This window comes from Desulfonema magnum (genome assembly GCF_017377395.1).
Classification (GTDB): domain Bacteria; phylum Desulfobacterota; class Desulfobacteria; order Desulfobacterales; family 4be13; genus Desulfonema_C; species Desulfonema_C magnum.
Genome location: NZ_CP061800.1, coordinates 6514532 through 6540213, shown reverse-complemented (window position 1 = coordinate 6540213; position 25682 = coordinate 6514532). Strand labels below are relative to the sequence as shown.

Below are 25682 nucleotides of genomic sequence, written 5' to 3'. Positions count from 1 at the left end.
AAAATTTGCGGAATAAAAATGGGATCGCAATTGTCAGCCCGGTTTGTGACATTTTCATCACCCCAGGTGTGTCCCACCTTTTACACATCCGAAAAAATTAGCCACAAAGACACAAAGACACAAAGGAACCACAAAGAGACTTCGTGAAACTTTGTGCCTTCGCGGCTTCGTGGCAAAAAAACGGATGTGTCCCGCCTTTTATCCGAAAAAATTAGACACAAAGACACAAAGGAACCACAAAGAGACTTCGTGAAACTTTGTGCCTTCGCGGCTTCGTGGCAAAAAAACGGATGTGTCCCGCCTTTTATCCGAAAAAATTAGCCACAAAGACACAAAGGAACCACAAAGAGACTTCGTGAAACTTTGTGCCTTCGCGGCTTCGTGGCAAAAAAACGGATGTGTCCCGCCTTTTATCCGAAAAAATTAGCCACAAAGACACAAAGGAACCACAAAGAGACTTCGTGAAACTTTGTGCCTTCGCGGCTTCGTGGCAAAAAAACGGGTGTGTCCCGCCTTTTATCCGAAAAAATCAGCCGCGGAGACACAGAGGAACCGCAGAGAGACTTCGTGAGACTTCGCGCCTTCGCGGCTTCGTGGCAAAAAAAACGGGTGTATCCCGCCTTTTACACATAAAACCTGTCCTTGTGTAAAAGGTGGGGCACACCCATTCAAAAGGTATGGACAGGTTTTTGTCTTATGGGAAAAATGCTGAACACGAGACTGTAAGAAAACAAGACGCGAAGCGTCCGCACTGCATTCCCACGCGAAGCATGGGAACGAGAAATAAAGAAGCATGGGAACGAGAAATAAAGAAGCATGGGAACGAGAAATAAAGAACCATGGGAACGAGAAATAAAGAAGCATGGGAACGAGAAATAAAGAAGCATGGGAACGAGAAATAAAAAAGCATGGGAACGAGAAATAAAAAGGATTTTAAATTGAAACCAGGAAAAATAATAACCGAAGATAGCGAAATCAGAAAGATACTTGAGAATTGCAAAAGTATCGCTGTTCTGGGGTTAAGCCCAAAACCCGTCAGAGATTCTCATAAAGTCGCCAAATATCTCAAAGAACACGGATACAAAATCATTCCGGTCAGGCCCGCACAAAAGGAAATTCTGGAAGAAAAAGCATATCCGTCTCTTGATGAAGTCATGGAACCGACTGATATTATAAATGTGTTCAGAACCTCCGAACAGATCATGCCCCATGTCCAGGAGGCGATTCGTCTCAAACCAAAGGTTTTCTGGATGCAGATGGGGATCAAAAATCATGAGGCTGCAAAACTTCTGACAGAAGCAGGTATTGATGTGGTGATGGACAAATGTATTAAGGTGGAACATGACAGACTCTGCACACAGATCAGCATATAAAGAAAAACGCCGAAAAGCCAAAGCGTCCGCTTGTTATTGTTGCGGCGCGACAGTCCCTTTCTGCTGGAGATGCCGATGCGGTTTCAGCATTTGTCAGGACTGCATGCATCAGAATTTTTGGGGAATGTCATGCAACGGAATTACCTGGCAATGTCCCGACTGCGGCGGGTGGAACGGATTTGGAAATCAGTAAGGGAACTCGAAATAAATAACATAGCCGATACAAAACGTAGGGTGGGTGGAGCGAAGCGCAACCCACCGCACAAGGTGGGTTGCGCTTCGCTCCACCCACCCTACGTCCTGAGCATTCAGACATTCAGAACCCGCTGAAATTTACCCCTTCAAATAACATGCTGGGAATCCGAAGGGCAGAATACGGATACGGATCATTTCCCACTTCTGCAAGACGTGCCCAAAAATACCTGGCATTGTCCGATACATTCATCTCATTGACGGGCCTGACAATGAGGCCGTTTTCAATGAGCGCGCCCACAATACCGAATGAAAAATCACCGCTGGTTGAATTGGAATTTCCGCCGATAAAGCCTGTAACCAGAATTCCTTTTTTAATATTTTTAATCATCTCTTCAGGAGATTTTGAACCGCATTCAAAAACCGTGTTTGATGACGAACCAGATGTCGGGTCCATGCCGAGTTTTTTGCCATAATAAGTATTAATGTAGTATTCGCACAGCACGCCTTTCTCAATCATTACTCTTTCCCGGGCGCACAGGCCCTCGCCGTCAAAAAATCGGGACCCGAATCCCTTTTCCAGAAAGGGAACATCAGTCATTGTCAGTTTTTCAGACGCGATTTTTCTGCCTATCATTCCCTCAAGAAAAGAACTTTTTTGCTGCAAAGCGCTGCCGGTCATGGCTTTCTTTAATGTTGAAATCAGCCGTGCCCCGGCACGGTTCTCAACAATCATGTCGTATCTGCCTGAGGCGATTTTTTTCTGTCCGATTTTGCGTAATGCCCGTTGCACAGCTTCTTTTCCTACTGTTTGAGCAGCAGACAGTTCGCTGTGGAATCTGCTGCTTACGCCGAATCCGGCCTCGGGGCGGGCGTCATTCTCATCTTTCACAGTCACATTTGCGCCCATGGAAAACGCTGTACTGCGAACCTCTCCTGTAAAGCCGTTGCTGTGAATCCTTACACTTTCGGAACAGACATCCGAATACCCCGCGGAAACGGAAATAATCCGGTCACTTTGCGCCAGAGCAGCTTCTTCGATCTCCGCGGCTGTTTTTATACGCCGGGACATCTCAATTTTTTCATAATCCTCATCGCAAAGTTTCAGATCAGTTTCAGAAGAGAAATTTTTCGGAGGATAATATTTAGGATCGGGTAAAGCGCGGTATTCATCTTTAGCAAGATAAGCAGTCGTTGCCACCGCTTCTCTGATAAACTTGGAAAGGAATTCTTTTCTCAGATCATTCGTGGAATAGCCGGAATACCGTTGTTTGGCGTATATTTGTAAAGAAAGAGAACGGCTTACCGATTCTTTAAGCTGGTCTGTTTTTTTATTGCGGCATTTCACCCCCGCTCTTCTTTGCTCAACTATTGAAACAGCAGCCTGATCAGCACCGTTTTTTAATACATGATCCATTATCCATTCAGCCAAAGCAAATTTATTTTTACTGATCACTTCTTCTTCTCCCCCGCAAATTCTTAATTCTCAATTCCCAATTCCCAATTTCACCTAACGATATTTATTAATGACTTTTTGGACAAAGCCATCCTTTTTTAATTGGCGAAGGGTTTTATCAAACTTTTCAGCCACTGGACAGTAGAAAGTTCTGGCTAGTAAATTGAGTAATTCACAAAAAAATAGGTGGATTTTTTTGTGAAACTATATTATATTCTGATCATAATAGCAAAACAAAATTCAATTATAAAAGGAGTTTTTATCATGATCAGCATTATTGAATCCGTCATATCGGAATTCCGCAGCTGCTTTTCCCGTGAGGCCGCTTTTTCCTGGTTTTCGATTGTTATTTTCGGTCTTATAATTCGATTTGACCATCACGGAATATGCAGTATTATCCGGTGGCTTATGCTCGACCCGGCATGTTATGACCCGATGCTGCGCTTTTTCCGGGCTTCCTCGTGGGACTCGGAGGAGCTTATGAGCCATTGGATACGGACAGCCGTCAGCCGGTATCCTCTCATCACATTCGGCGGACGTCCCCTTCTCATCGGAGACGGCATAAAAATAACGAAGGAATCGTCGAAGATGCCCGGCGTGAAATCCCTGCATCAGGATTCGGAGAACAGCGGCAAAGGCGAATACATACGCGGACATCACTTCGGATATGCGGGCATCCTTGTCGGCCGCCCCGAAAAATCCTTCTGTCTTCCGCTTCACGGACAGATTCATGAGGGTGTCGGTGCAAGACGCCATGACATAAAAATCGGAGGGGATCCGACCATAGTGACCCGGATGGCGAATCTTGTCATCCGGACAGCCGAAGATACAGGATTTCCGTGTTACGTCGCTCTCGACGCTTACTTCTCCACAGGTCCCGCTTTTCTGACTTTTAAAGAAGCCGTTAACGAAAAAGGCGAACAGTCTGTCCATCTTATTACGCGTGCGAAGAATAATTATGTGGGATACCTTGTTCCCGAAAACAGTTCGGAGAAGAAATTTCAGGAAAAAGACAAGGTGAGCCTCGCAAAAGTCTTCGGTTTCTCCGAGTGGTTCGGAGAAACGGAAGTGATGATTTCCGGAAACCTCAGAACCGTCAGATATTTCACATGGGATCTTTTTTGGAAACCGGTCAGAGATATCATTCGTTTTGTTTTCATTATCGACGGAGATGACCGCTACATACTGATGTGTTCCGATCTGACACTCTCCGGCGGACAGATTATCACGATTTATTGTTATCGCCCCAAAGTGGAAAACATGTTTCGGACGCTGAAGCATCTCATCGGAGGATTCTGCTATCATTTTTGGACAAAAGCTTTTCCCGATGTCGGCAGGGGAGAGAAGATTTGGCTCTGCCGTCTCAGTGAGACTGAAAGGAAAAAATTTGATCTCACCCTTGAAGCCATTGAACGTTTTGTCAATCTTTCCGGAATCGCCCTCGGACTTCTTCAGTATCTTTCCCTGACCCGGGGTTCCGAGGTGCTGGAAAAATATGAGGGGTGGCTGAGAACAGCTTCCTCCGACTGTCCCTCGGAGGGGGTTGTGCGGAGTGTCATTCAGGCGGAGTTCCTGTCTTCTTCCTGCAAAGTTCCGGCTGACCGAACTTTGCGGATGATACGGGGGAGAGGTCGTGAGACTTCGTCCGACCTTGCCGCATGACGCCATATATATAGGTATAAACATATTACTGTCCGGTTGTGAATTACTTAGTTTACTAGCCAGAACTTTCTACTGTCCAGTCAGCCAGTATTTTATTTTTCTCACCCATGGCCTTGGAAAAAACTGTATAAACCCGGAGTTCAGTTGTCACATACGCCGCTTCAAAGCAGTCTTTAAAACCTAGCTAGTTGTTTGCTTATAAACGGGCATGATCTGCCAGCCACAACGAATGATGAAAATTTTGCTTTTTTCCTAACACTTAACACCTGACACCTAACACTTTCATATAAACAAAAAGGGCATCTCCGAACCCATTGCTACATCTATACGTCCCCTGTGAAGGATATGGATCATATCCTTCTGATTAGGGAACACGAAATAAATAATATACCCAATACAAAAACGTAGGGTGGGTTGCGCTTCGCTCCACCCACCCTGCACCGGGTATTTTATTTTTGGAGAAATCCCTTATTGCAAACCTCTTTTTTAAGGTCCTGGCAGGCATCAAATTCCGGACCATATGAAAATTCTCTGGCCACTTAATCCCACAACCGAAAACACTTGCTGAAAAATCAGCGAAGATACTTAGTCTCTGTCTTTTGGAAAAAACCATTTGCTTTTAGCTGGCGCAACATCTTGCTGAATTTTTCAGCCATTGCCTCACCTCTTTTGCCCAGTGCCTTCTTGGAAAATCCTGTATATGTAGGATGTTGAGATATGACATACACTGTTTCAAAGCGATCTTGCAAACCCAGTTTTTTGCAATTAAACCGGAACGGCATCTCTGAGGCTACTGCCATATCTATACGCCCCTTGTTGAGTATTCGTATCAGAACGCTATGGTCATCACAGATTTCTTTCTTCAGCCCCTGATAGCTGTCAAATGCGGGACCGTATGAATATCCCCTTATGACTCCCACAACTTTGTTTTTCAGATCATCAAGTTTGCTCACTTTTATGCTGCTTCCCTTTCGGGCCATGATACTATCTGTATTTATATGTGTAGGTTCGGTGCCAAAATACAGGAATGTTGTCCGCTCTTCCTTATACAGCAAAGACGGGATGGCGGTCACGCGTCCCTCCTTAGCGTTTTTTAAAATTCTTTTCCACGGCAGCACCCGGAACTCCGAATCCAATCCGAGTTGTTTACAAGCTTCCCGGAGGACATCCACATCAATGCCTGTGGCCTGACCTTTTTCAACATACTGGTATGGCGGAAAATCTTCCACGATGGCAAAGACAATTTTCTCTGCCATAACATTGGATCGCAGAAGCAAAAGGAGTATTACCAGCAGTATAATACCTTGTTTCATCATTTTACCTCCTTCCAGGGGTCAGGGGAAAATCTGACACCCCATTTATCATATATCTTCTTCAGTTCACCTGAGTTGAATAATTCTGTTATTCTTTTATCGTAAATTTCAATCAGCGATTTTGATCTTTGAGTCTTTCCAAAAGCCACATATGCGTTTTCCCCCCAGAGAATTTCCAGCTTATAAGGACTCATATCAACATGATTATGTCTGATATACTTGTCTATGTCAATCAGCGCATCTATATAAACATCCGCTCTGTCTCTGTCCAGGACTGCCCATGCTTCTTCATAAATATCAGTTTCATTCCATTTTAATTTTATATCTTTCAGTCTCGGCATTGTGTGATAATCATATCCGCGAAGCCATACGGCTTTCTTCCCTTTAATTGTTTCCAAACCTTTCCATTCCTTTATTTTTTCTTTTTTGAAAACAACGGCTGTGTATTCCACAAACATAGGATAGTTAGGGATAAGCTGTTTCTGTTCTTGCGCATGTTTCTGCCATACGCACAGCATCCCATCGGCTTCATTTGAATTTATCATTTTCTGAGCGCGCTTCCAGGGAACAAATTCATACGTCATTTCTATACCAACAGGTTCATATACGTTGCGGACAATTTCAAAAAACAGGCCGGTTCCGTCTTTGTTCGTCTGCCCTTCCCATGGTGGCGTTGCAATGTGAATTGTTTTAATATTATTGGCTTTTTCTCCGAATGCGGAAACAGCCAAAAATAATGTCAGAAATAATGTCAGCCCTGATTTGAAATAAAATTTCATTTTGAATTTTGCCTCCGGATCTTAATGTTGTGTTCTTACCTTTTTCAAATAAAAAAAATAAAAGCATAGTTTAGATTAATTATCAACAAAAAAATTACGGTTAATATTTTCTCTGATGCTTAATCATTTAATATTTCTGATTCTGACGGATTTTGCTGATGCTTTAGCTTCTTGACAAAGCTGAAATATACGGGTTAATATTGTTCAAATTTTTGGAAGGTCTGACAAACTTTTAACCAAGGAGAAACTCTGATATGGAAAAAGACTGTCTTTTTTGTAAGATCGCAAATGGTGAGACCCGGACCGAGTTTTTGTATGAAAATGAAAATATTGTTGCCTTCAGAGATATTAAACCTTACGCACCGGTTCACATTCTGATTGTTCCCAAAAAACATATCAGAAGCATCAATGATCTGACAGAAAAAGATAATGAAATCATATCTGAACTGATTATGGTTGCAAAAGAGATGGCAAAAAAGGAATCTGTATCAGACTCCGGATACAAACTTCTTTTCAATGTGGAAAGAGGCGGGGGACAGGTCATTTTCCATCTCCATTTACATCTTATGGGCGGATGGAAGCGGTAAACCATGACAGAAAAAGCACCTGTTTTTGAAAAAATATACAAAGATTATCTTGATCAGATTGTCTGGACAGATATCCGATCTGATGCGGAAAGACTCGGTATCCGGACGGAGGGGGATGAGATTATCATTCCCTTTTTTGGCAAACCCTACAGTGTATCTGCAAAGGGAATTGCTGACCCCTCCGGCAACAAACCAATTCATGCTGTAAACGTTATTCTCTGCAAGTATCTTCTGTTATGTCCTGATGCTGAAACTTTCGAGACTTTGAAAACCTCGGAGATATCCTCTGAGTGGGTATCCTACAGAGATTTCAAAGACGCGGCTCCCTTTGCGGGTGCGTTTGCAAATAACACGGAACAGGCCATAGCGGAGAACTTCTCCGGAAGACCTGAAGCGCTGAAAACTGCGTCCCGAAGACTCGGCGGCCGTGTTCCCGATATTGATCTGTCCTGTGATTTTTCAATGATATTCGATGCCCTTCCGAGAGTCCCCCTTCTTCTGCTTTTTAATGATGCGGATGACGAATTCCCCGCGCAATGCTCGGTTCTGTTTGAGAAACGTGCGGAAAAATACCTGGATATGGAATGCCTGGCAATGGCAGGCTGGCTTCTTTCCGACTATCTGACTGAAGCAGTCGGCGGTTCAGGTGCTTTGAACACATAAAGATGAAACTTGAAACAGTCAGATATGCACATAAGAAAATTCGCGGAACCTCCGAATTTCAAGTTCCGAATTTCAAGTTTCCAAGGAGAACAATGGTGAAAAGCTTAAGAACGTCAATACTTCTGTTATTCATGGGACTTTGTTTTACCGGGTTTGCTGTTGCCGATGAAAAGGCCACAAAAGAGGAGTGTGTAGCCAATTGTAAGGCAGCGGCCCAAATGATGAAAGAGATCGGTTGTGAGTCAATGCTTAAGAAAATCAATGACAGAAACGGTCCTTTTGTATGGAAAGACACATATGTCTTTTGCATAGATATAAAAAACGGATGGAATCTGGCACATCCGATAAAGCCCGGTTTAATTCATAAAAGATTAGCCGGGATGAGGGATATGGATGGTAAGATGTTTTTTGCAGAATTTATCAAAACCGCCAAAACCAGGGGCGAGGGATGGGTCAGCTACAAATGGCCGAAAGTCGGAGAGATAAAACCTTCATCTAAAATAACCTTTGTTTACAGAGTTCCGGGTGAAGATATGGCTATGTGCGCGGGGATCTACGAATAGCGTTTCAGACCACCGGAGTGTGAAAATTATTTTTCACATACCACTCCTCCGGTGACGCGGGCGAAAAATGATTTTCGCACTCCTTTTGTATTTGAATATGCTGCTTTGTCGCTGCCGAGGAATTTTTTATGTTCAGATTATCAAGCGTTCGAGCAAAAATAATGGTTCTCTCTGCGCTCGGAATTATCGGGATGAGTTTCATCGCAAGTCTTAACAGCTACCTGGATTACTCAATACAAAAAGACATGAAACTCGGAAGAAAAAGCCAGATGATTGCCCAGGAAACCTTACACCTGTTAATGATTGAGGCTAACTTCATTAACACGAATACCCCTGAGCTGTTGCCCGAACATAAGAAGCTTCAAAAAAATTTGAAACGTATCGTATCTGAGGTTGAGTCCGGCACCGATAATAACAGAATAAGAATGTTGGCCGAGCATATCATCAGGCTTGAAAAGCTTCGATCAGGTCTCTTTCAATCAATGGCCGAAAGCATGTCTGAGATATATAAAAACAAAGAATCTCTCAGCCTAAATGTTCATCATCTGAACAGCCACCTCGATAAAGTGGCCGGTTCTATAAGCTATGAGGAAACAATGCTTATGATTGAGGGGGCTTCTCTTGATGTCTCCAAAGCAGGATTAAGGTCCGAGATTAAAAATTTTATGCTCCTTTGGTACAGGAAGCTGCTTAACATCCAGGAGGTTTTTCTTTTTTCGGATATTCATAAATATGATAAAATCCGTCAGGATTTGGAAAACGACCTTAAACTGAAGGAAGAAAATATTATTACAATCTTAGAAACATTAAACATAGGTGAACTTAACAATGCCTGGAGAATAGCTGATGAATATCTGCCGAAGATATCCGAACTTGAGATGTCGGTCATTGCTGAATGGAAGAAAAACAAAGAACTTATGGCGAAATTGGAAGATACCGCCACCGAGGTCCGAAACGCCGCGTTGCACATTGTCTCTGTGGCCAAGTCAACTATTGAAAAAAAGAGTAAAAAAGCCAGATCAGTCAGCCTGATTGCAGGAGGTGGCGGGATTATTTTTTTACTTGTACTGAGCTTCTTAATTTCAAAATCAGTGAACAGAACGTTGGAAAGGCTTATCAAAGGGCTTGGAGAAATCGCATATCAGGTCGCATCTGCATCAGGTCATGTGACTTCAGCGAGTTATTCTTTAGCTGAAAGGTCCTCGGGGCAGGCCGCGTCCATTGAAGAGACATCATCATCTCTGGAAGAAATGTCTTCCATGACGCAGCAAAATGCGGAGAATGCCGCTCATGCGGATTCTCTCATGAAGAAAACCGAAGCGGTGGTTGAGAAGGCTGACTTTTCAATGAACGAACTCACGGTTTCAATGGAACAAATCATCCGCGCGAGCAAAGAGACCTTTAATATCGTAAAAACCATTGATGATATTGCTTTTCAGACCAATCTCCTGGCACTGAATGCCGCGGTTGAAGCAGCACATGCCGGTGAGGCCGGACTCGGATTTGCGGTGGTCGCGGATGAAGTCAGAAATCTTGCCATGGAGTCTGCCAATGCAGCGAAAAATACGTCCGCCCAGATTGAGGCCACAGTGAAGAAAATACAGACAGGGGCGGAGATCGTAAGCAGAACCGGCCAGGTGTTTTCCCAGCTTTCTGAAATTTCGGCTAAGGTTGGGGATCTGGTCAGTGAAATTGCCGTAGCTTCTGACGATCAGGCCCGGGGGATTGAGCAAATAAACAAGGCCACAGCCGAAATAAATGAGGTGACACAGCGAAACGCGGATAGCGCGGAAAAATCAGCCTCCGTTTCCGAAGCAATGAATATCCAGGCAGAACGAATGAAAGGCTTTGTAGATAATCTGGCGATTCTGGTGGGATCCGGGATTGCGGAAACAGACAAAAGAGATAAAAAACAGGCAAAAACAGCCAAAGGATTAAATGATGAAAGCAGATGAAAAAAACATCCGTCCCATATGGTTTGATAACGATTCTGAGACAGTTAAGATCATAGACCAGAGACTTCTCCCTCACGAATTTGTTATTACGGACCTCAGCACCGCGGATGATGTCATTATGGCAATAAAAGAGATGTATGTGAGAGGTGCGCCGCTCATCGGCGTGACAGGCGCGTATGGTGTATATCTCGCCGCGGTTCATTCCAAAACAGAAGATGAGCTGATCCGTGAATGCGAACGGTTGAAAGCCGCACGTCCCACAGCAGTAAATCTTGTATGGGGGGTGGATAAGGTCTTATCCGAGGTGCTGAAAAAGGAAAACGTCTCGGAACGAATTGATACAGCACGAAAAGAAGCCGCGGTCATTGCAGAATTCGAAGCTGAGAATTGTAGAAAAATAGGTGAATACGGTGTATCTCTGATTGAAGCCATCAGCCGGAAAAAACACGGCAAACCCGTCAATCTCCTGACGCATTGCAATGCCGGATGGCTCGCGTGTATTGAATACGGAACAGCGACTGCCCCCATGTATGCGGCGTATGAGAAAGGGATTGATATTCATGTGTGGGTGGATGAGACACGGCCCCTGAACCAGGGAGCCAGGCTGACCGCATGGGAATTAGGCAGACACGGGATTCAGCACACAGTCATCACTGATAATGCCGGGGGTCATCTCATGCAGCATGGCATGGTGGATATGGTCATTGTCGGCACAGACAGAACCACTTACACCGGAGACGTCGCAAATAAAATCGGAACCTATCTGAAAGCCCTTGCAGCTAAAGATAACAACATCCCTTTTTATGTTGCCCTGCCCTCCACCACATTTGACTGGACCCTGCGAGACGGTCTGGCGGAAATCCCCATTGAGGAACGGGACCCTGACGAAGTGAGATATATCCAGGGAGCCGATCACACATCGCCTTTAAAAGCTTGCGGGCAGGAAATCAGTCCTGATGAAATAAAATATGTTCAGAATTCTGAGCAGCATACAATACGCAGCGTTCTGGTTCCGCCGGAAAACAGCCCGGCTGCGAATTACGCGTTTGACGTCACCCCCGCGAGACTTGTCACAGGATTTATTACGGAAAGAGGCAGTTGCAAAGCAACAGAGGAAGAAATTAAACGATTATTTCCTGATTAATTAATTGGGGCCAGTGGCCAGTGGCCAGGGGCCAGGGGCCAGAGGATCGGGGGTTGGCCGATTGAAAATCCCCAGGCCCCCAGCCTCTGGCCCCTGGCCCCCAGCCCCAACCACAAATGATAAATGATAAATTTAACAGAACTTGAAAAAAAAATTATTGCTTCGATCCAGGGGGATATTCCCATCACAGAACGTCCGTTCCTTGAGATCGCTCAACGTCTGGGGGTTACGGAAGAAACCCTTCTTGAAAAATTACAGGGACTTTCTGACAAAGGGGTCATACGGCGTTTTGGCGCGACCCTGCGGCATCAGAAGTCCGGCTTTGAAGCAAATGCCATGGTGGCGTGGAAAGTGCGTGAAGAACAAGTGGATGCGGTGGGAGAGAACATGGCGTCTTTCAGAGAGGTCTCACACTGTTATCGGCGGGAACCTACGGATCAATGGCCCTACAATATTTATACCATGGTTCATGCCAAAGATGAGGAATCCTGCCGGGAAATTGCCCGCAGGTTGTCAGCGGAAACTTCTGTTGATACTTATACACTTCTTTTCAGCCGTAAGGAATTGAAAAAAACATCAATGCAATACTTTCCAACGGTTGAGAATTAAGTATCCGGACAAAAAAATTAATACTCCGGAGTGCAAAAATTTTATTTTTGCAAAAATAAAATTTTTGCACTCCGGATCAGAAAAAATGCCGGGGGAGAAACTGACAGTTTTTCTTATCAAATTATACTTGTTGGCTCAATCAGCAAGGAAAGAAGAAAAATGATAATGCCGAACCAGCAAAAAAGACTATGCCGCCCCGGGGCTTGGCGCAATGCTGCTGACTCAGGCAATTCCGAACGAGTCCGGAGTGCAAAAATTTTATTTTTGTGCCTGCGAAAAAGCATTTTTCGCACTCCGGAGAAAATACCGAAAAACCCGCTTACACTTAACTCAACAGTATTGGGGGCTTGGCGGGGGGCTGCAAACCTGCTGCTACAAATATGCCGCTCCCGCGGGGCTTGATCGGCCCTCCCCTAAATCCGTTATAATCAGCATATTTGGTTGTTCCTCCCTGTTTTTATCGTTCCGTAAACCCATACTATCCCCCCTCATAAAAATCTTGTACGTTATCGCGATTTTACAAAAAATTTCTTGACCAGGATAGAAAATTCACTTTTAATAAGATAAAAAAATGCGCAAATCTGTTTCTACTCCCGCGGGATTGACAAATCCGAACCCAGCGTGACGGGGATATTATTTAGCTTTCATTTCTATAATAATCATTTAGAATTATTGGTGAAAATATGTTTGAAAATCTTCCGGATAAAATAACGTTGATTGAGGTGGGACCCCGGGACGGGTTCCAGTTTGAAAAAAAAATAATTCCCACGGACATGAAAATTGAAATCATCTCCGGCCTTGCCGAGGCGGGTTTAAGGCGCATTCAGGTGGTATCTTTTGTTCATCCCAAAATTGTTCCCCAAATGGCGGATGCGGAAGAGGTATTGGCACGCCTGCATAAAAAAGAGGAACTAAACCATGTCATTTTCAGCGGCCTTGTTCTGAACACAAAGGGAGCGGAACGCGCCCATCTCGCGGGCCTGAGGCATATTGAAGTTTCCATCTCTGCCAGCGACACCCACAGCCGCAAGAATGCAGGTATGTCTTTGGAACAGGCCATTGACCAGGGCAAAGAGATGATCAGCCTGGCACAGACATATCATATGCGCATTCGCGCGGGGATTCAATGTGCCTTTGGATGCGTGTATGAGGGGAAAATTCCAGAGGAACGCATATTGCAAATGGCGCAAGTCCTTATTTCATCAGGTATTGATACGCTTTCCATAGCAGATACCACCGGAATGGCAAACCCGCTTTCAATAACAAAGCTTATGGAGAAATTGCTGCCTCGGACAAATGGCATTCCGGTTGTGCTTCATCTGCATGACACCCGGGGACTGGGCCTTGCCAATGTCATGACTGGGATGATGTGCGGTATCACTCATTTTGATACGGCTCTGGCAGGCATGGGAGGCTGTCCCTTTGTCACGGGGGCCGCAGGAAACATTGCAACCGAAGACACAGCCTATCTTATGAAATCCATGAATATTGAAACCGGAATTGATCTCTCAAAGGTTGCGAACTGCTCAATGCAGTTGGAAAAATTTTTCAAAAAACAGTTTCCCGGAAAAATCTGCCGACTGCCGAGTGAAGATTAAACTCAGCGATCAATTTTTTTTGTCATTCCTGCGAAAGCAGGAATCCACAGATCGCGGAACCGCGGCATCAGCCAATAAGGGTATTTTTTATGACAAAAATACAAATTCGGACCCTGATTTCTCTGCTGATCATTGTGCCAGTCGGTTTTTACAGCAAGTTTTACGCAGGACCGGCCGCAAACTGGGCAAACAACTCCCTTGGCGGATTATTTTATGAGATATTCTGGTGTCTTGTGATTTTTTTCTTTTCAGAGACATTTTCTCCCTGGAAAATAGCGGCGTTTGTATGCATCACGACCTGCGGCCTGGAGTTTCTGCAATTGTGGCATCCGCCGTTTCTGATGTTTCTGAGACGCTTTTTTATTGGGAGAACAATTTTGGGAACCACTTTTGCCTGGTCTGATTTTCCATATTATTTTTTAGGATGCGGAATCGGATGCTTCTGGATGAAGCGACTGAGAACGTGAGGAGGACGATCTGTTCCGGGACCAGGTCTCAGCTTTGGAAAGGGAGAAGAAAATGCCGTTACAGAGATTGCATTTAGCCCGGAATGATTGGCATTTAGTCGGGAATGAGCCACGGAATTTAAGGATAACCGCGTCATTCCGGCTAAGTGAAAATCAATCCTTATTAAATGCAATCTGTGTAGTTCCCCGTCATGGGAATTTTACACACATTTTTGTTTCCACGCTTCGCGTAGGAATGCCTTCGAGACGCTTCGCGTCCCGGACATCGGACAGAACCCGGACGCGAAGCGTCCGAGCTGTATTCCCACGCGAAGCGTGGGAACGAGATCAAATCCGTTATAATCCGTTTTTTCTTATACTTGAGGCAGAGCCTCTCAGACATGCGTTACGAGGCAGAGCCTCGTAACGAGTTGGGGTTTCAGGTTAACCGGTTATGCCCCGTTAGTTACTCTTAAAACAAAATATTACAATATAAACAAATATAAACAAATGAAACAAAAAACACCCATCGCTGTAGTCGGAATGGCCGGGCTGTTCCCCGGAGCTTCTGACCTGGATACATTTTGGCGGAATATCATCAACAAAGTTGACACAGCCTGCGAGGTACCAAAAGACAGGTGGATTGTCGAACCGGATTCCATATATAATTCCAATCCCATGCCGGACAAAGCCCTTTCAAAACGGGCCTGTCTGATCCGTGATTTTAAATTTGATTCAAAGGGAATTAACCTTGACCCGAATCTTTTAAAAAAATTAGATCCGCTTTACCATATCGTGCTTCATGTGGGACGAAAAGCGTTTTCAGACTGCAAGACTTCATCATTAGATAAAAAACGTGTCGGCGTATCGCTCGCGGCCATTGCGCTTCCCACAGACGCTTCTTCCGCAGTCACAAGAGAAATTCTGGGGCGATCCTTTGCCTCGAAACTCGAAACTCGAAACTCGAAACTCGAAACTCGAAACTCGAAACTCGAAACTGGGATTACGAGAGAGGAATGTCTGAGCAGCCGGGTGACAAGTCTTCCGGGAGCGATTCTGGCAAGGGCTCTTGGACTCAGGGGAGGAAGCTTTACCCTTGACGCGGCCTGTGCCTCTTCTCTTTATGCTGTGAAACTGGCCTGCGACGAACTTCTTGCCGGTCGTGCGGATGCAATGCTGGCCGGCGGTGTTTCAAGGCCCGAATGCCTTTATACTCAGGTGGGGTTCAGCCAGTTGCGTGCGATTTCACCTTCGGGCAGGTGCGCTCCGTTTGATGAAAGCGCAGATGGTCTTGTCGTGGGCGAAGGAGCGGGCATCATCGTCTTAAAACGGCTGGATGATGCCTTGCGTGACGGAGACACAGTTTATGGCCTGATTCGCGGCATAGGACTTTCCAATGACATGAGAGGCAATCTTCTTGCACCGGAAACAAAAGGACAGGTCCGCGCCATGCGCAGTGCTTACGAGTCCGCGGGATGGTCTCCTTATGATGTTGATATCATTGAATGCCACGGGGCAGGGACACGGGTGGGAGATCTCACTGAACTTCACAGTTTAAAAACGCTCTGGGGTGAGTCTGGCTGGTCTCCTGCACAATGCGCCATCGGTTCCGTGAAATCCATGGTCGGCCATCTTCTGACAGGCGCGGGTGCTGCCGGAATGATAAAAATTCTGCTTGCATTAAAACATAAAACCCTGCCGCCGTCGCTTAATTTCAAAAAAGCCCCGGAAGGAAGCCCCCTGAATAACAGCCCGTTCCGAGTACAAACCCGGGCGCAAGAATGGACAAGGAGAGATACGAAAACACCGCTCCGGGCCGGCGTCAGCGCATTCGGTTTTGGCGGAATAAACGCACACCTGCTTTTTGAGGAATTTGAAACTCGAAACTTGAAACTCGAAACTCGAAAACAGCTCCCCGAATTTCAAGTTTCAAGTTTCAAGTTTCAAGTTTCAAGTTTCAAGTTTCCAACCGTCGCTATTGTGGGGATGGATGCAGCTTTTGGCTCGCTGACTTGTTTGAGAGATTTTCAGGAGGCGATTTTCAAAGGTGAGTCAGCCATCCGGGAAAGGCCCGGGAACAGATGGAGAGGCTGTGATGAGATTGCGGAGACGCTTCTTGAGGGACGGGGCCGGTATGGTGCTTACATGGATGATGTTTCGCTTTATATCGGAGAATTTAACATACCGCCCAATGAAATCCCGGATATTCTTCCCCAGCAATTACTGATGCTCAAAGTCTCTGCCCGGGCCATGAAAGACGCGGGGCTTCCTCTCCGGGAAGAACGCCCGCGCATGGGGACGGTCATTGGTATGGAATTTGATTTTGAGGCCACGAATTTTCATCAGCGATGGAATCTTTACAATGAGGTTCAGACTTGGAAAAAAAAACTCCGCATAGATGATGAAGAAGCAGATGCCTGGCTTGAATCTTTGAGAGATTCATTTCATCCGCCGCTGACATCAGCCCGGACTGTGGGCGCTCTCGGGGGCATCGTTGCCAGCAGGATTGCCAGAGAATTCCGTTTCGGAGGTCCCAGTTTTGTTGTTTCCGGAGGATCCGCATCCGGGATCAGAGCCCTTGAAATCGGCGTAAGGTCCTTGCAGCAAAATGAGACCGACGCGGTTCTCATCGGCGCGATTGATCTTGCCGGTGATGTTCGCAATATCCTCACAACAAATACTTTGAGACCCTTTACAAAAAAAGATGAAATCCGTCCCTTTGATCCGGCAGCAGACGGAACACTTCCGGGTGAAGGGGCCGCTGCAATTATCATCAAACGGCTTGATCAGGCAATACAGGACGGAGACAGAATATATTCTGTCATCAGAGGAATCGGAAACGCAGGCGCAGGCGATTTTCAGATTGAAAATAGTCAGGCATCATTCAAAGAAGCTTATACGCTGTCACTGGACCGGGCATTTCATGACAGCGATGTTTCTCCTGATGCTGTCAGTTACATTGAAACGCATGGCAGCGCCGATCCTCTGGAAGACAAGATCGAATCCGAGGCGCTTCAGAAATTTTTTTCCCATCAAAAAACGCCATGCGCCATTGGCGCTGTAAAGCCGAATATCGGACATACCGGAGCATCAGCAGGGCTTGCATCACTTGTCAAAACCAGTCTGTGTCTTTATCAGGAAACCATTCCTCCGATTCGAAACTCGAAACTCGAAACTCGAAACTCAAAACTCGAAACTCGAAACTCGAAACTTGAAACTCGAAACTCGAAACTTGAAACTCGAAACTCGAAACTCGAAACTCGAAACTCGAAACTCGAAACTCGAAACTCGAAACTCGAAACTCGAAACTCGAAACTCGAAACTCGAAACTCGAAACTCGAAACTCGAAACTCGAAACTCGAAACTCGAAACTCGAAACTCGAAGACTCCTCAAGTTTCAAGTTTCAAGTTTCAAGTTTCCATATCCCCGCTTTTCCGCAGTTCTGGCTCAGAGATCGCAAAGACGGTCCTCGCAGAGCCTGTGTGGGAGCCATGACTTGGGATGGAAACTGTTCCCATGTCATACTCGAAAACTTTGAATATGAATCCCTCGGACACATTCCGGAAAAAGTCACAAGAGAAAGAAAACAGCCATCAGGCTTAAAATCTTCCGGCCTTTTCATAGTTGAGGGAAATGATAAAAATGAGCTGTTAAATGGCCTCGATGCCCTCAAGTTCCAAGTTTCAAGTTTCAAGTTTCAAGTTTCAAGTTTCAAGTTTCAAGTTTCAAGTTTCGAACTTGCGGCCCGTGCCTGGTATCTCAGTCACAAACCAGAGAATCTGAAGAAGTATGCGCTATCAATTGTCGCGAGTGATTTCTCACAGCTTGAAAAATGGATAACAGAGGCAAAACACGCGGTTTTGTCTGACATTCCCAAAAAAATAACAGGTCCCGAAGGCATCAGCTTCTCTCCCAGTCCCCTGGGCAGCACAGGTGAAATCGCGTTTGTTTTTCCCGGTTCCGGCAATCATTATGTGGGCATGGGAAGGGAAATCGGTGTTCTCTGGCCGGAAATCCTCCGTGAGATGGATGCTCAGACGTTACAGTTAAAAACTCAGATGATTCCTGAATGTTATGTTCCCTGGAGGGTTTCATGGGATTCAGGATGGGAAGCAGACGCGCATAAAAAAATCATTTCTGATCCTTCTCATATGATTTTTGGTCAGGTTGTGCATGGCGGTGTTGTCGCCAATCTCATAAAAAGTTTCGATATAAAGCCGTCCGCGGTCATCGGATACAGTCTTGGCGAATCCGCGGGGCTTTTTGCCATGGGAGCATGGCCCGAACGCGGGGACATGCTGAAAAGAATGCTCAATACGGATTTGTTCACCACAGAACTGGCAGGGCCCTGCCATGCGGCATGTAAAATCTGGAACATACCGCCAGATGAACAGGTAAACTGGCGCGTGGCCGTGGTCAACCGACCTGCGAGCAGGGTGCAGGCTGTTATTGAAAAATGGCCCTTTGCCCGTCTTCTTATCGTCAATACGCCGGATGAATGCGTTATTGGCGGTAAAGAGGATCAGATTGAGGGTGTCATCAAAACCCTCGGATGCGAGGCCATTTTTCTCGAAGGTGTTGTCACTGTGCATTGTGACGCGGCCCTTCCTGCCAAGGATGCGTATAAAGCCCTGCATGTCTTTCCGACAACGCCTCCGGAGGGGATTCGGTTTTACAGCTGTGCCATGGGGCGTTCATACCCGCTTACAAGCGAGAATGCCGCGTCTTCGATTCTTCAGCAGGCACTTTCCGGGTTTGATTTTCCTGCCACAATAGGGCAGGCTTATGAAGATGGAGTGCGAATTTTTCTTGAGATGGGTCCGCAGGCTTCCTGCACCCGGATGATCAGCAGGATACTGGACACCAAGCCTCACCTCGCAATTTCCGCAGATGCCCGCGGGGAAAACGATTATCTCACCATTCTTAAATTCCTCGGGACACTGATTGCAGAGCGAGTGCCGGTCAATCTGGACAAACTGTATGGAGATAAATCCTATGTCTCGGAAATCAGTGAACCTCAGAAGGAGAAATCAGGCAGACAAATCACTGTAATAATCGGCGGAGAAACTGAAAACTTGAAATTTGAAACTGGAAACTGGAAACTGGAAACTGGAAACTGGAAACTGGAAACTGGAAACTCGGAAGCTGAAATTCAGAACTCGGAAGTTGAGGCTTGGAAGTCGGCCCCGGAAACCAAAAGCCCGGTTTCAAATTTCGGGTTTCAAGCAGACTCTGCCCCGGAAACCAAAACCCGAGTTTCAAGTTCCGAGTTTCAGGCAAACCCGGAGTCAGAAACCAAAAGCCCGGTTTCAAATTTCGGGTTTCAAGCAGACTCTGCCCCGGAAACCAAAACCCGAGTTTCAAGTTTCCAGTTTCAAGTTTCCAGCCTTATCGAGCCAATGACAAAGACGATTGAGGCCACTTCGGACGCACATAAGATGTTTCTCGAGTTTTCAAATGAACTGACGCAGAATTTTGGCAAAACATTTGCCCTTCAGACGCAATTGCTCAGTGAACAGTTATCAGGGAACAGTGAACAGTTCAGCGAGTTCTTATCCCTAAGCACAGAAGATCAGCGAACATCAGCCGAATATCCCCCCCTGGCTGATAATGATCCATTGCTTCCTGCCCCTGCTTTTCCTCGTGAAATGTGTATGGAATTCGCCATTGGTTCCGTGGGTAAGGTGCTTGGTCCGGATTTCGACATTGTGGACACATATAAGGCAAGGGTGCGTCTGCCGGACGAACCGCTTATGCTTGTGGACAGAATTCTTTCTGTGGAGGGAGAAAAAGGTTCCCTGGGGTCCGGTCGCGTGATCACGGAGCATGATGTGTTTCCGGATGCATGGTATCTGGACGGAGACCGAACCCCTGTCTGCATATCCGTGGAAGCAGGACAGGCTGATCTTTTCCTCTGCTCATATTTGGGAATAGATCTTGTGGTGAAGGGAAAAAGAACTTACCGGCTGCTTGACGCGACCATAACATTTCATCGGGGCCTGCCTCGACCGGGCGATGTTATCCGATATGAAATTGAAATTGAGAAATTTGTCCGCCAGGGAGAAACATATCTGTTCTTTTTCAGCTTTGAAGGATTTATCGGAAATGATCATCTCATCACCATGAGAAAAGGATGCGCGGGATTTTTTACCGAGGAAGAGGTCCGAAATTCCGGCGGAATTATCTTAACCGAGGAAGATATCAGACCCGTACCGGGAAGAAAAGATTTTAATGAAATTGTTCCTGTTTATTCTGAGGCTTATGATGATGCGGCTGTGGAGTGTCTCAGAAACGGAAATCTATCGGGAGGTTTCGGAGAACTGTTTGACGGAATTCAGATTGCCGAATCTCTCAGGCTTCCGGGCGGGCGGATGCGGCTGATTGACCGGATTCTCCTTCTTGATCCCAATGGCGGACGATACGGACTGGGCTTCATCCGCGCTGAGGCGGATATTCACCCGGATAACTGGTTTCTGATCTGCCATTTTGTGGATGACAGGGTCATGCCGGGAACCCTTATGTATGAATGCTGTGCGCATACGCTCAGGGTGTTTCTCCAACGCATGGGATGGATCACGGACAAACCCGGGTGCTGCTACGAGCCGGTTGTCGGGGTAGATGCGGTGCTGAAATGCAGAGGGCCTGTCACGCCAGCTACAACGCATGTGCTTTATGAGGTGGAGATCAGCGAGATCGGATACATGCCGGAACCTTATGTCATTGCTGACGCGCATATGTACGCGGACGGAGACCGGATCGTCATGTTCAAAAATATGTCCATGAAAATGAGCGGTATCACCCGTGATGAGCTGGAAACTCAAAACTGGAAACTCGAAACTCGAAATTCCGCACCGCTTTTTGATCGAAACCGAATCCTTGCGTTTGCTGTCGGAAAGCCTTCGGAGGCCTTTGGCGAACCGTACAAGGTGTTTGATGAGGAAAGAATTATTGCCAGGCTTCCGGGGCCGCCTTATGCGTTCATGGACCGAGTCACATATATTGAGCCGGAACCGTGGGTGTTGAAACCGGGCGGTTGGATAGAGGCTGAGTACGATATTCCGCCGGATGAATGGTATTTCAAAGCAGATCGCAGCGGTTTCATGCCGTTTTGCGTTCTTCTCGAAATTGCGCTTCAGCCCTGCGGTTGGCTTGCGGCATATCTGGGTTCCGCACTGAGAAGTGAGAACAATCTGAAGTTCAGAAATCTTGGCGGAACTGCGGTGCTGTATGAGAATATTCTTCCGGAACCCAAAACACTGACGATTCGCTCCCGTGTCACACAGGTCTCCGAATCCGGCGGGATGATCATTGAAAATTTTGACATGCAGGTCTTGCAGTCGGGCAAAATGATTTATGAGGGCGACACATATTTCGGTTTTTTCACCAAAGCGGCTCTGGATCAGCAGGTGGGGATCCGGGGGGCCAAAGAAAAGGCTTATAATCCTCTGCCCGATGAACTGGAAAAAGGCCGTTCTTATGTGTTTGAGGATGTGACTCCGCTTTTTCCTGATGATCCGAGTGCGGAACTGGTTACGGGTTTGGCAATGCCTGCAAAAGCCCTCCGCATGATTGACAAGGTTGAAATTTATGTGCCGGATGGCGGGCCTGCGGGTCTCGGGTTTATTCGGGGAATAAAGCAGGTTGACCCGGATGAATGGTTTTTTAAGGCCCATTTTTATCAGGACCCTGTGTGCCCGGGGTCTTTGGGAATCGAGTCCTTTCTTCAATTAATGAAATTCGTGGCCGCGGATCGCTGGGCCCATCTGGCGGAGACGCATAAATTTGAAATGGTGACTGACCAGAAGCACGAATGGATATATCGGGGGCAGGTCATTCAGAGGAATAAAAAAGTTGAGGTGGATGTCGTGGTCACGGAGATTCAGAACCAACCGGTTCCCACGATTTATGCAAACGGATATCTGAAAGTGGACGGGCTTTTTATTTATCAGATGGAGAATTTTGGTCTGAGGCTGGTTCCTGCATAAGAAAATTGGTGGTGTTCCAAAACCGGACTTAAACTTTTTAACCCCTTGAATCAATTTATCAAATATCGAATCAAGTCCAGTTTTGGAACACCACCGGTTTTTTGAGGTAAATGCAACATCTCCCAAATTAAAGATTGACAAATATCTCTGATTATTTTATGAATGCAACGTATTTTATTCAGGCTTGTTCATAACTTTTTGACAGGAGAATGAATGGTCGGTTCAACTGATATAAGAAACCCCATGCCTCTGGTTTTGCAGAGGATGGGGTTTTTTTTATTCTTTTTTGACAGGTTTTTTTCATCTGCGGGATCATGCCGGAAAAGCTTTAATAAGTACCTGATCAAAAATTTTTTATACACCTTTTTCTCTGTGAGCGGCGGAGAAACCCGGCTTTTTCCTTTGTCGGAGAAGCATCATTCCGGAAAAAAAGCCGGGTTTCTTCTCCGGGCAGATATTAAAAACTTATGGTTAGGTGCTTAATAACCCCGCATAACGAATCTCTCATCAGGCATCGCTTCAGACGAGGCCGGAAAAATTAATATTCTATGGAACATCAGTCAGCAAAAATTATCGCCCCTTTTACCTTCTCCGCATTCCGACTGAGCATCAGGGCAACAGAACCCTTATATCTGCCCGCGTACAAAGGCTCCGCCCTTCGCGGGAGTTTCGGCCACGCCCTTCGCAAAGTGGCCTGTGTGGTCATGGATAAGGAATGCAAAAACTGTCTCCTTGCCCCGAGATGCGTTTACGCATTTGTGTTCGAACCCCGGCCCGATGAGGACGATCCCTTTCTCAGAAATAAGGACAGGGTGGCAAATCCGTATATCATCCGACCTCCCCTGGAAAAGCGTGAGGAATACAAACCAGGAGAGAAACTGAGTTTTGAACTGATACTTGTCGGCAAGATCAGCGAATATCTCCCTTATTTTGTTTATGCGTTCATGCAGATGGGTCAGAGAGGGCTGGGCCGGGGCCGGTTCATGCTTGAGCGGATTGACAATTTGAAAGCAGATGGTTCGCTGATGCCTGTCTATCTGTCCGATGACCAGATTCTCAGAAATGAGAGCGAACCCATTACCTGCCGGGATTTGCTGGAAATCTTTCCTCCGAGGGAACAATGCAGGTTCCGCTTTCTCACGCGGCTTGAACTGAAAGAAAAGCGCAAATACCCGGAAGTGCGTTTCGGCGTGCTGTTTCGCAGCCTGCTCAGGCGGATTACCACGCTGGCGCATCTCCACTGCGGAATCTCCTGCACGGACATTGATTTCAAAATCCTGAGTCACGCGGCAGATGATGTCCGAACTTTATCGTCTGATCTCCGATGGGAACACGCTGTAAGATATTCCAACCGCCAGAAACGATGTATGCCCTTTGGCGGACTTGTGGGAAACGTGACATTTGAAGGCGATCTGACTCTGTTCTGGCCTTTCATCCTCCTCGGAGAATGGATGCACATGGGAAAAAAGACAAGCTTTGGCCTCGGACGGTATTTAATTGAGAATTGAGAACGGACATAATGAACAGACTGATTGTAACGGATTTAGGGGAGGCCGGTAAAGCCCCGTGGGGGCGGCATGTTTGTAGCAAATTATGCTGCGAATATGCCGCCCCCACGGGGCCTGGCGGGGGGCTGCAAACCTGTTGCCACAAATATGTGGCCGCATAGTCACAACTGTTTAAATCAAAGTGATAAAAATTATCGGCATAGATCCGGGGCTGGCGGCGACAGGGGTGGGAGCCCGGCAATTTATTGCCGGGTACAATTCATAGCCAAAGTTTCCAGTCCCGTAGGGACGGCCGAAAATAGCCCGGCAATTTATTGCCGGGTACAATTCATAGCCGGAGTTTCCAGTCCCGTAGGGACGGCCGAAAATAGCCCGGCAATTTATTGCCGGGTACAATTCATAGCCAAAGTTTCCAGTCCCGTAGGGACGGCCGAAAATAGCCCGGCAATTTATTGCCGGGTACAATTCATAGCCAAAGTTTCCAGTCCCGTAGGGACGACCGAAAATAGCCCGGCAATTTATTGCCGGGTACAATTCATAGCCGGAGTTTCCAGTCCCGTAGGGACCACCGAAAATAGCCCGGCAATTTATTGCCGGGTACAATTCATAGCCGGAGTTTCCAGTCCCGTAGGGACGACCGAAAATAGCCCGGCAATTTATTGCCGGGTACAATTCATAGCCCGGCAATTTATTGCCGGGTACAATTCATAGCCAAACCCAAAGAAAGGAATCAAAAAATGGCAAATTCATACATCAGCTTGTACGTCCATTATGTTTTCAGCACCAAAAACCGTTTGCCCCTGATTCGACCCGAAACACAAAATCGTTTATGGTCATACATGGGAGGCATTGCACGAAAGAAAAAAATGAAAGCCCTGTCAATCGGCGGAACCCAAGACCATGCCCATATTCTCCTCTCGTTACCTTCAGGCATTACAATATCCAAAGCAATCCAGTTGATCAAAGGCAATTCTTCCAAATGGATGAACGACAATTTCGGAGACACCCGTGAATTCAAATGGCAGGAGGGATACGGAGCTTTCAGCGTCAACATTTCCATTGTGAAGGATACGATCCGTTACATTGAGCGGCAAGCCGAGCATCACCGGCACAAAACATTCCAGGAGGAATATATCCAGTTTTTGAAAAAACATGGAATAGAATATGATGAAAGGTATGTTTGGGATTGAAGTTTTTTTTCCGGTAACGAATTGCCCCGGCAATGAATTACCCCGGCAATGAATTGCCCCGGTAATGAATTGTCCCGGCAATGAATTGCCCCGGCAATGAATTGTCCCGGCAATGAATTGCCCCGGCAATGAATTGCCCCGGCAATGAATTGCCCCGGTAATGAATTGCCCCGGCAATGAATTGCCCCGGTAATGAATTACCGGGCTATTCTCTGTCGTCCCTACGGGACTAAACAAATTTCCCAACAATTACCAATTATCAATTATTCATTATCAATTATCAATTATCAATTATTATGACCAAATTTTTCGAAAAATTATGCAGCCATTCCGTGTTAAAAGCGGCGTGGCATCGTGTGCGTCAGAAAGGCGCAGCAGGCGGGCTGGATCGCATCCGGATCAGCGACTTGGAACCTGATATCGGGAAAACTATTTCCAGTATTATTAAGGATCTGCGCTCAAAAAAATATTCACCTGTGCCTTATGAAAAAGGTTCCATGCCCAAATTCAACGAGGCAAACGAATGGCGAAAGCTCTCCGAGGGGCGAGGGGTAAGAGGCAAGAGGCGAAAGGAAAAACCTCTGCCCCCCCTCGCCTCTGGCCCCTCGCCCCCCTTGCAGGGGTGAATGGGATGAAACTGATGAGGGGATCGCCCAGG

At 46.3% G+C, this 25682-nt stretch carries 17 protein-coding genes; 14 read left to right on the top strand and 3 right to left on the bottom strand.

The features are described from left to right. The first annotated feature begins 938 nt into the window (after nt 1-938). Nucleotides 939-1373 carry a CoA-binding protein gene (locus tag dnm_RS25025; RefSeq protein ID WP_246556084.1) on the top strand — a complete coding sequence of 145 codons (435 nt, stop codon included), beginning with the start codon at nt 939-941 and terminating at the stop codon, nt 1371-1373. Between the two features lie 316 nt (nt 1374-1689). Here the strand turns inward: dnm_RS25025 and dnm_RS25020 are convergent, their stop codons facing one another. After that, nucleotides 1690-3021 carry a TldD/PmbA family protein gene (locus tag dnm_RS25020; protein WP_207679614.1) on the bottom strand — a complete coding sequence of 444 codons (1332 nt, stop codon included), beginning with the start codon at nt 3019-3021 and terminating at the stop codon, nt 1690-1692. Between the two features lie 264 nt (nt 3022-3285). On the opposite strand from dnm_RS25020, the gene dnm_RS25015 reads away from it, so the two are divergent. Continuing rightward, nucleotides 3286-4683, top strand: coding sequence for a transposase (locus dnm_RS25015; protein WP_207678037.1), 1398 nt, complete (start codon nt 3286-3288; stop codon nt 4681-4683). Nucleotides 4684-5255: 572 nt separating this feature from the next. On the opposite strand, the gene dnm_RS25010 is transcribed toward dnm_RS25015, so the two are convergent. Both dnm_RS25010 and dnm_RS25005 read right to left on the bottom strand, forming a co-directional pair. After that, the gene (locus dnm_RS25010; RefSeq protein WP_207679613.1) at nt 5256-5999 is read right to left on the bottom strand and encodes a substrate-binding periplasmic protein; all 744 of its coding nucleotides are present in this window, start codon (nt 5997-5999) and stop codon (nt 5256-5258) included. Next, nucleotides 5996-6775 carry a substrate-binding periplasmic protein gene (locus dnm_RS25005; RefSeq protein ID WP_207679612.1) on the bottom strand — a complete coding sequence of 260 codons (780 nt, stop codon included), beginning with the start codon at nt 6773-6775 and terminating at the stop codon, nt 5996-5998. Before dnm_RS25005 ends, dnm_RS25010 begins: the two co-directional genes overlap by 4 nt. 254 nt (nt 6776-7029) lie before the next feature. Between dnm_RS25005 and dnm_RS25000 the strand changes: the two genes are divergently transcribed. The 12 genes from dnm_RS25000 to dnm_RS24945 all read left to right on the top strand — a co-directional run bounded on the left by dnm_RS25000 (nt 7030) and on the right by dnm_RS24945 (nt 25650). Then, nucleotides 7030-7362 (top strand): histidine triad nucleotide-binding protein, encoded by a 333-nt coding sequence (locus dnm_RS25000; protein ID WP_207679611.1) that lies wholly within the window; start codon nt 7030-7032, stop codon nt 7360-7362. A gap of 3 nt (nt 7363-7365) precedes the next feature. Next, entirely contained in the window at nt 7366-8025 is a 660-nt protein-coding gene (locus dnm_RS24995) for a DUF3786 domain-containing protein (protein ID WP_207679610.1), read from the top strand. A 92-nt stretch (nt 8026-8117) separates the two neighbouring features. After that, nucleotides 8118-8588 carry a cache domain-containing protein gene (locus dnm_RS24990; protein WP_207679609.1) on the top strand — a complete coding sequence of 157 codons (471 nt, stop codon included), beginning with the start codon at nt 8118-8120 and terminating at the stop codon, nt 8586-8588. A 128-nt stretch (nt 8589-8716) separates the two neighbouring features. Next, nucleotides 8717-10543 carry a methyl-accepting chemotaxis protein gene (locus dnm_RS24985; protein ID WP_207679608.1) on the top strand — a complete coding sequence of 609 codons (1827 nt, stop codon included), beginning with the start codon at nt 8717-8719 and terminating at the stop codon, nt 10541-10543. Then, a complete protein-coding gene (gene mtnA / locus dnm_RS24980) occupies nt 10530-11687 on the top strand; it encodes an S-methyl-5-thioribose-1-phosphate isomerase (RefSeq protein WP_207683752.1) in 1158 nt (385 codons plus the stop codon). The genes dnm_RS24985 and mtnA overlap by 14 nt, the downstream gene beginning before the upstream one ends. A 123-nt stretch (nt 11688-11810) precedes the next feature. Next, entirely contained in the window at nt 11811-12296 is a 486-nt protein-coding gene (ahbB, locus tag dnm_RS24975) for a siroheme decarboxylase subunit beta (protein ID WP_207679607.1), read from the top strand. Nucleotides 12297-12979: 683 nt separating this feature from the next. Then, nucleotides 12980-13894 carry a hydroxymethylglutaryl-CoA lyase gene (locus dnm_RS24970; RefSeq protein ID WP_207679606.1) on the top strand — a complete coding sequence of 305 codons (915 nt, stop codon included), beginning with the start codon at nt 12980-12982 and terminating at the stop codon, nt 13892-13894. 89 nt (nt 13895-13983) lie between these two features. Next, entirely contained in the window at nt 13984-14361 is a 378-nt protein-coding gene (locus tag dnm_RS24965) for a ribosomal maturation YjgA family protein (protein WP_207679605.1), read from the top strand. A gap of 489 nt (nt 14362-14850) precedes the next feature. Then, a complete protein-coding gene (locus dnm_RS24960; RefSeq protein ID WP_207679604.1) occupies nt 14851-22326 on the top strand; it encodes a beta-ketoacyl synthase N-terminal-like domain-containing protein in 7476 nt (2491 codons plus the stop codon). 548 nt (nt 22327-22874) lie between these two features. Continuing rightward, on the top strand, nt 22875-23834 hold the full coding sequence (gene cas6 / locus dnm_RS24955; protein WP_207679603.1) for a CRISPR system precrRNA processing endoribonuclease RAMP protein Cas6: 960 nt from the start codon (nt 22875-22877) through the stop codon (nt 23832-23834). Nucleotides 23835-24571: 737 nt separating this feature from the next. After that, the gene (gene tnpA, locus dnm_RS24950; RefSeq protein WP_207679602.1) at nt 24572-25024 is read left to right on the top strand and encodes an IS200/IS605 family transposase; all 453 of its coding nucleotides are present in this window, start codon (nt 24572-24574) and stop codon (nt 25022-25024) included. 296 nt (nt 25025-25320) lie between these two features. Further along, nucleotides 25321-25650: a hypothetical protein gene (locus dnm_RS24945; protein WP_207679601.1), complete on the top strand. Its 330-nt coding sequence runs from the start codon at nt 25321-25323 to the stop codon at nt 25648-25650. The last annotated feature ends 32 nt before the right edge of the window (nt 25651-25682 follow it).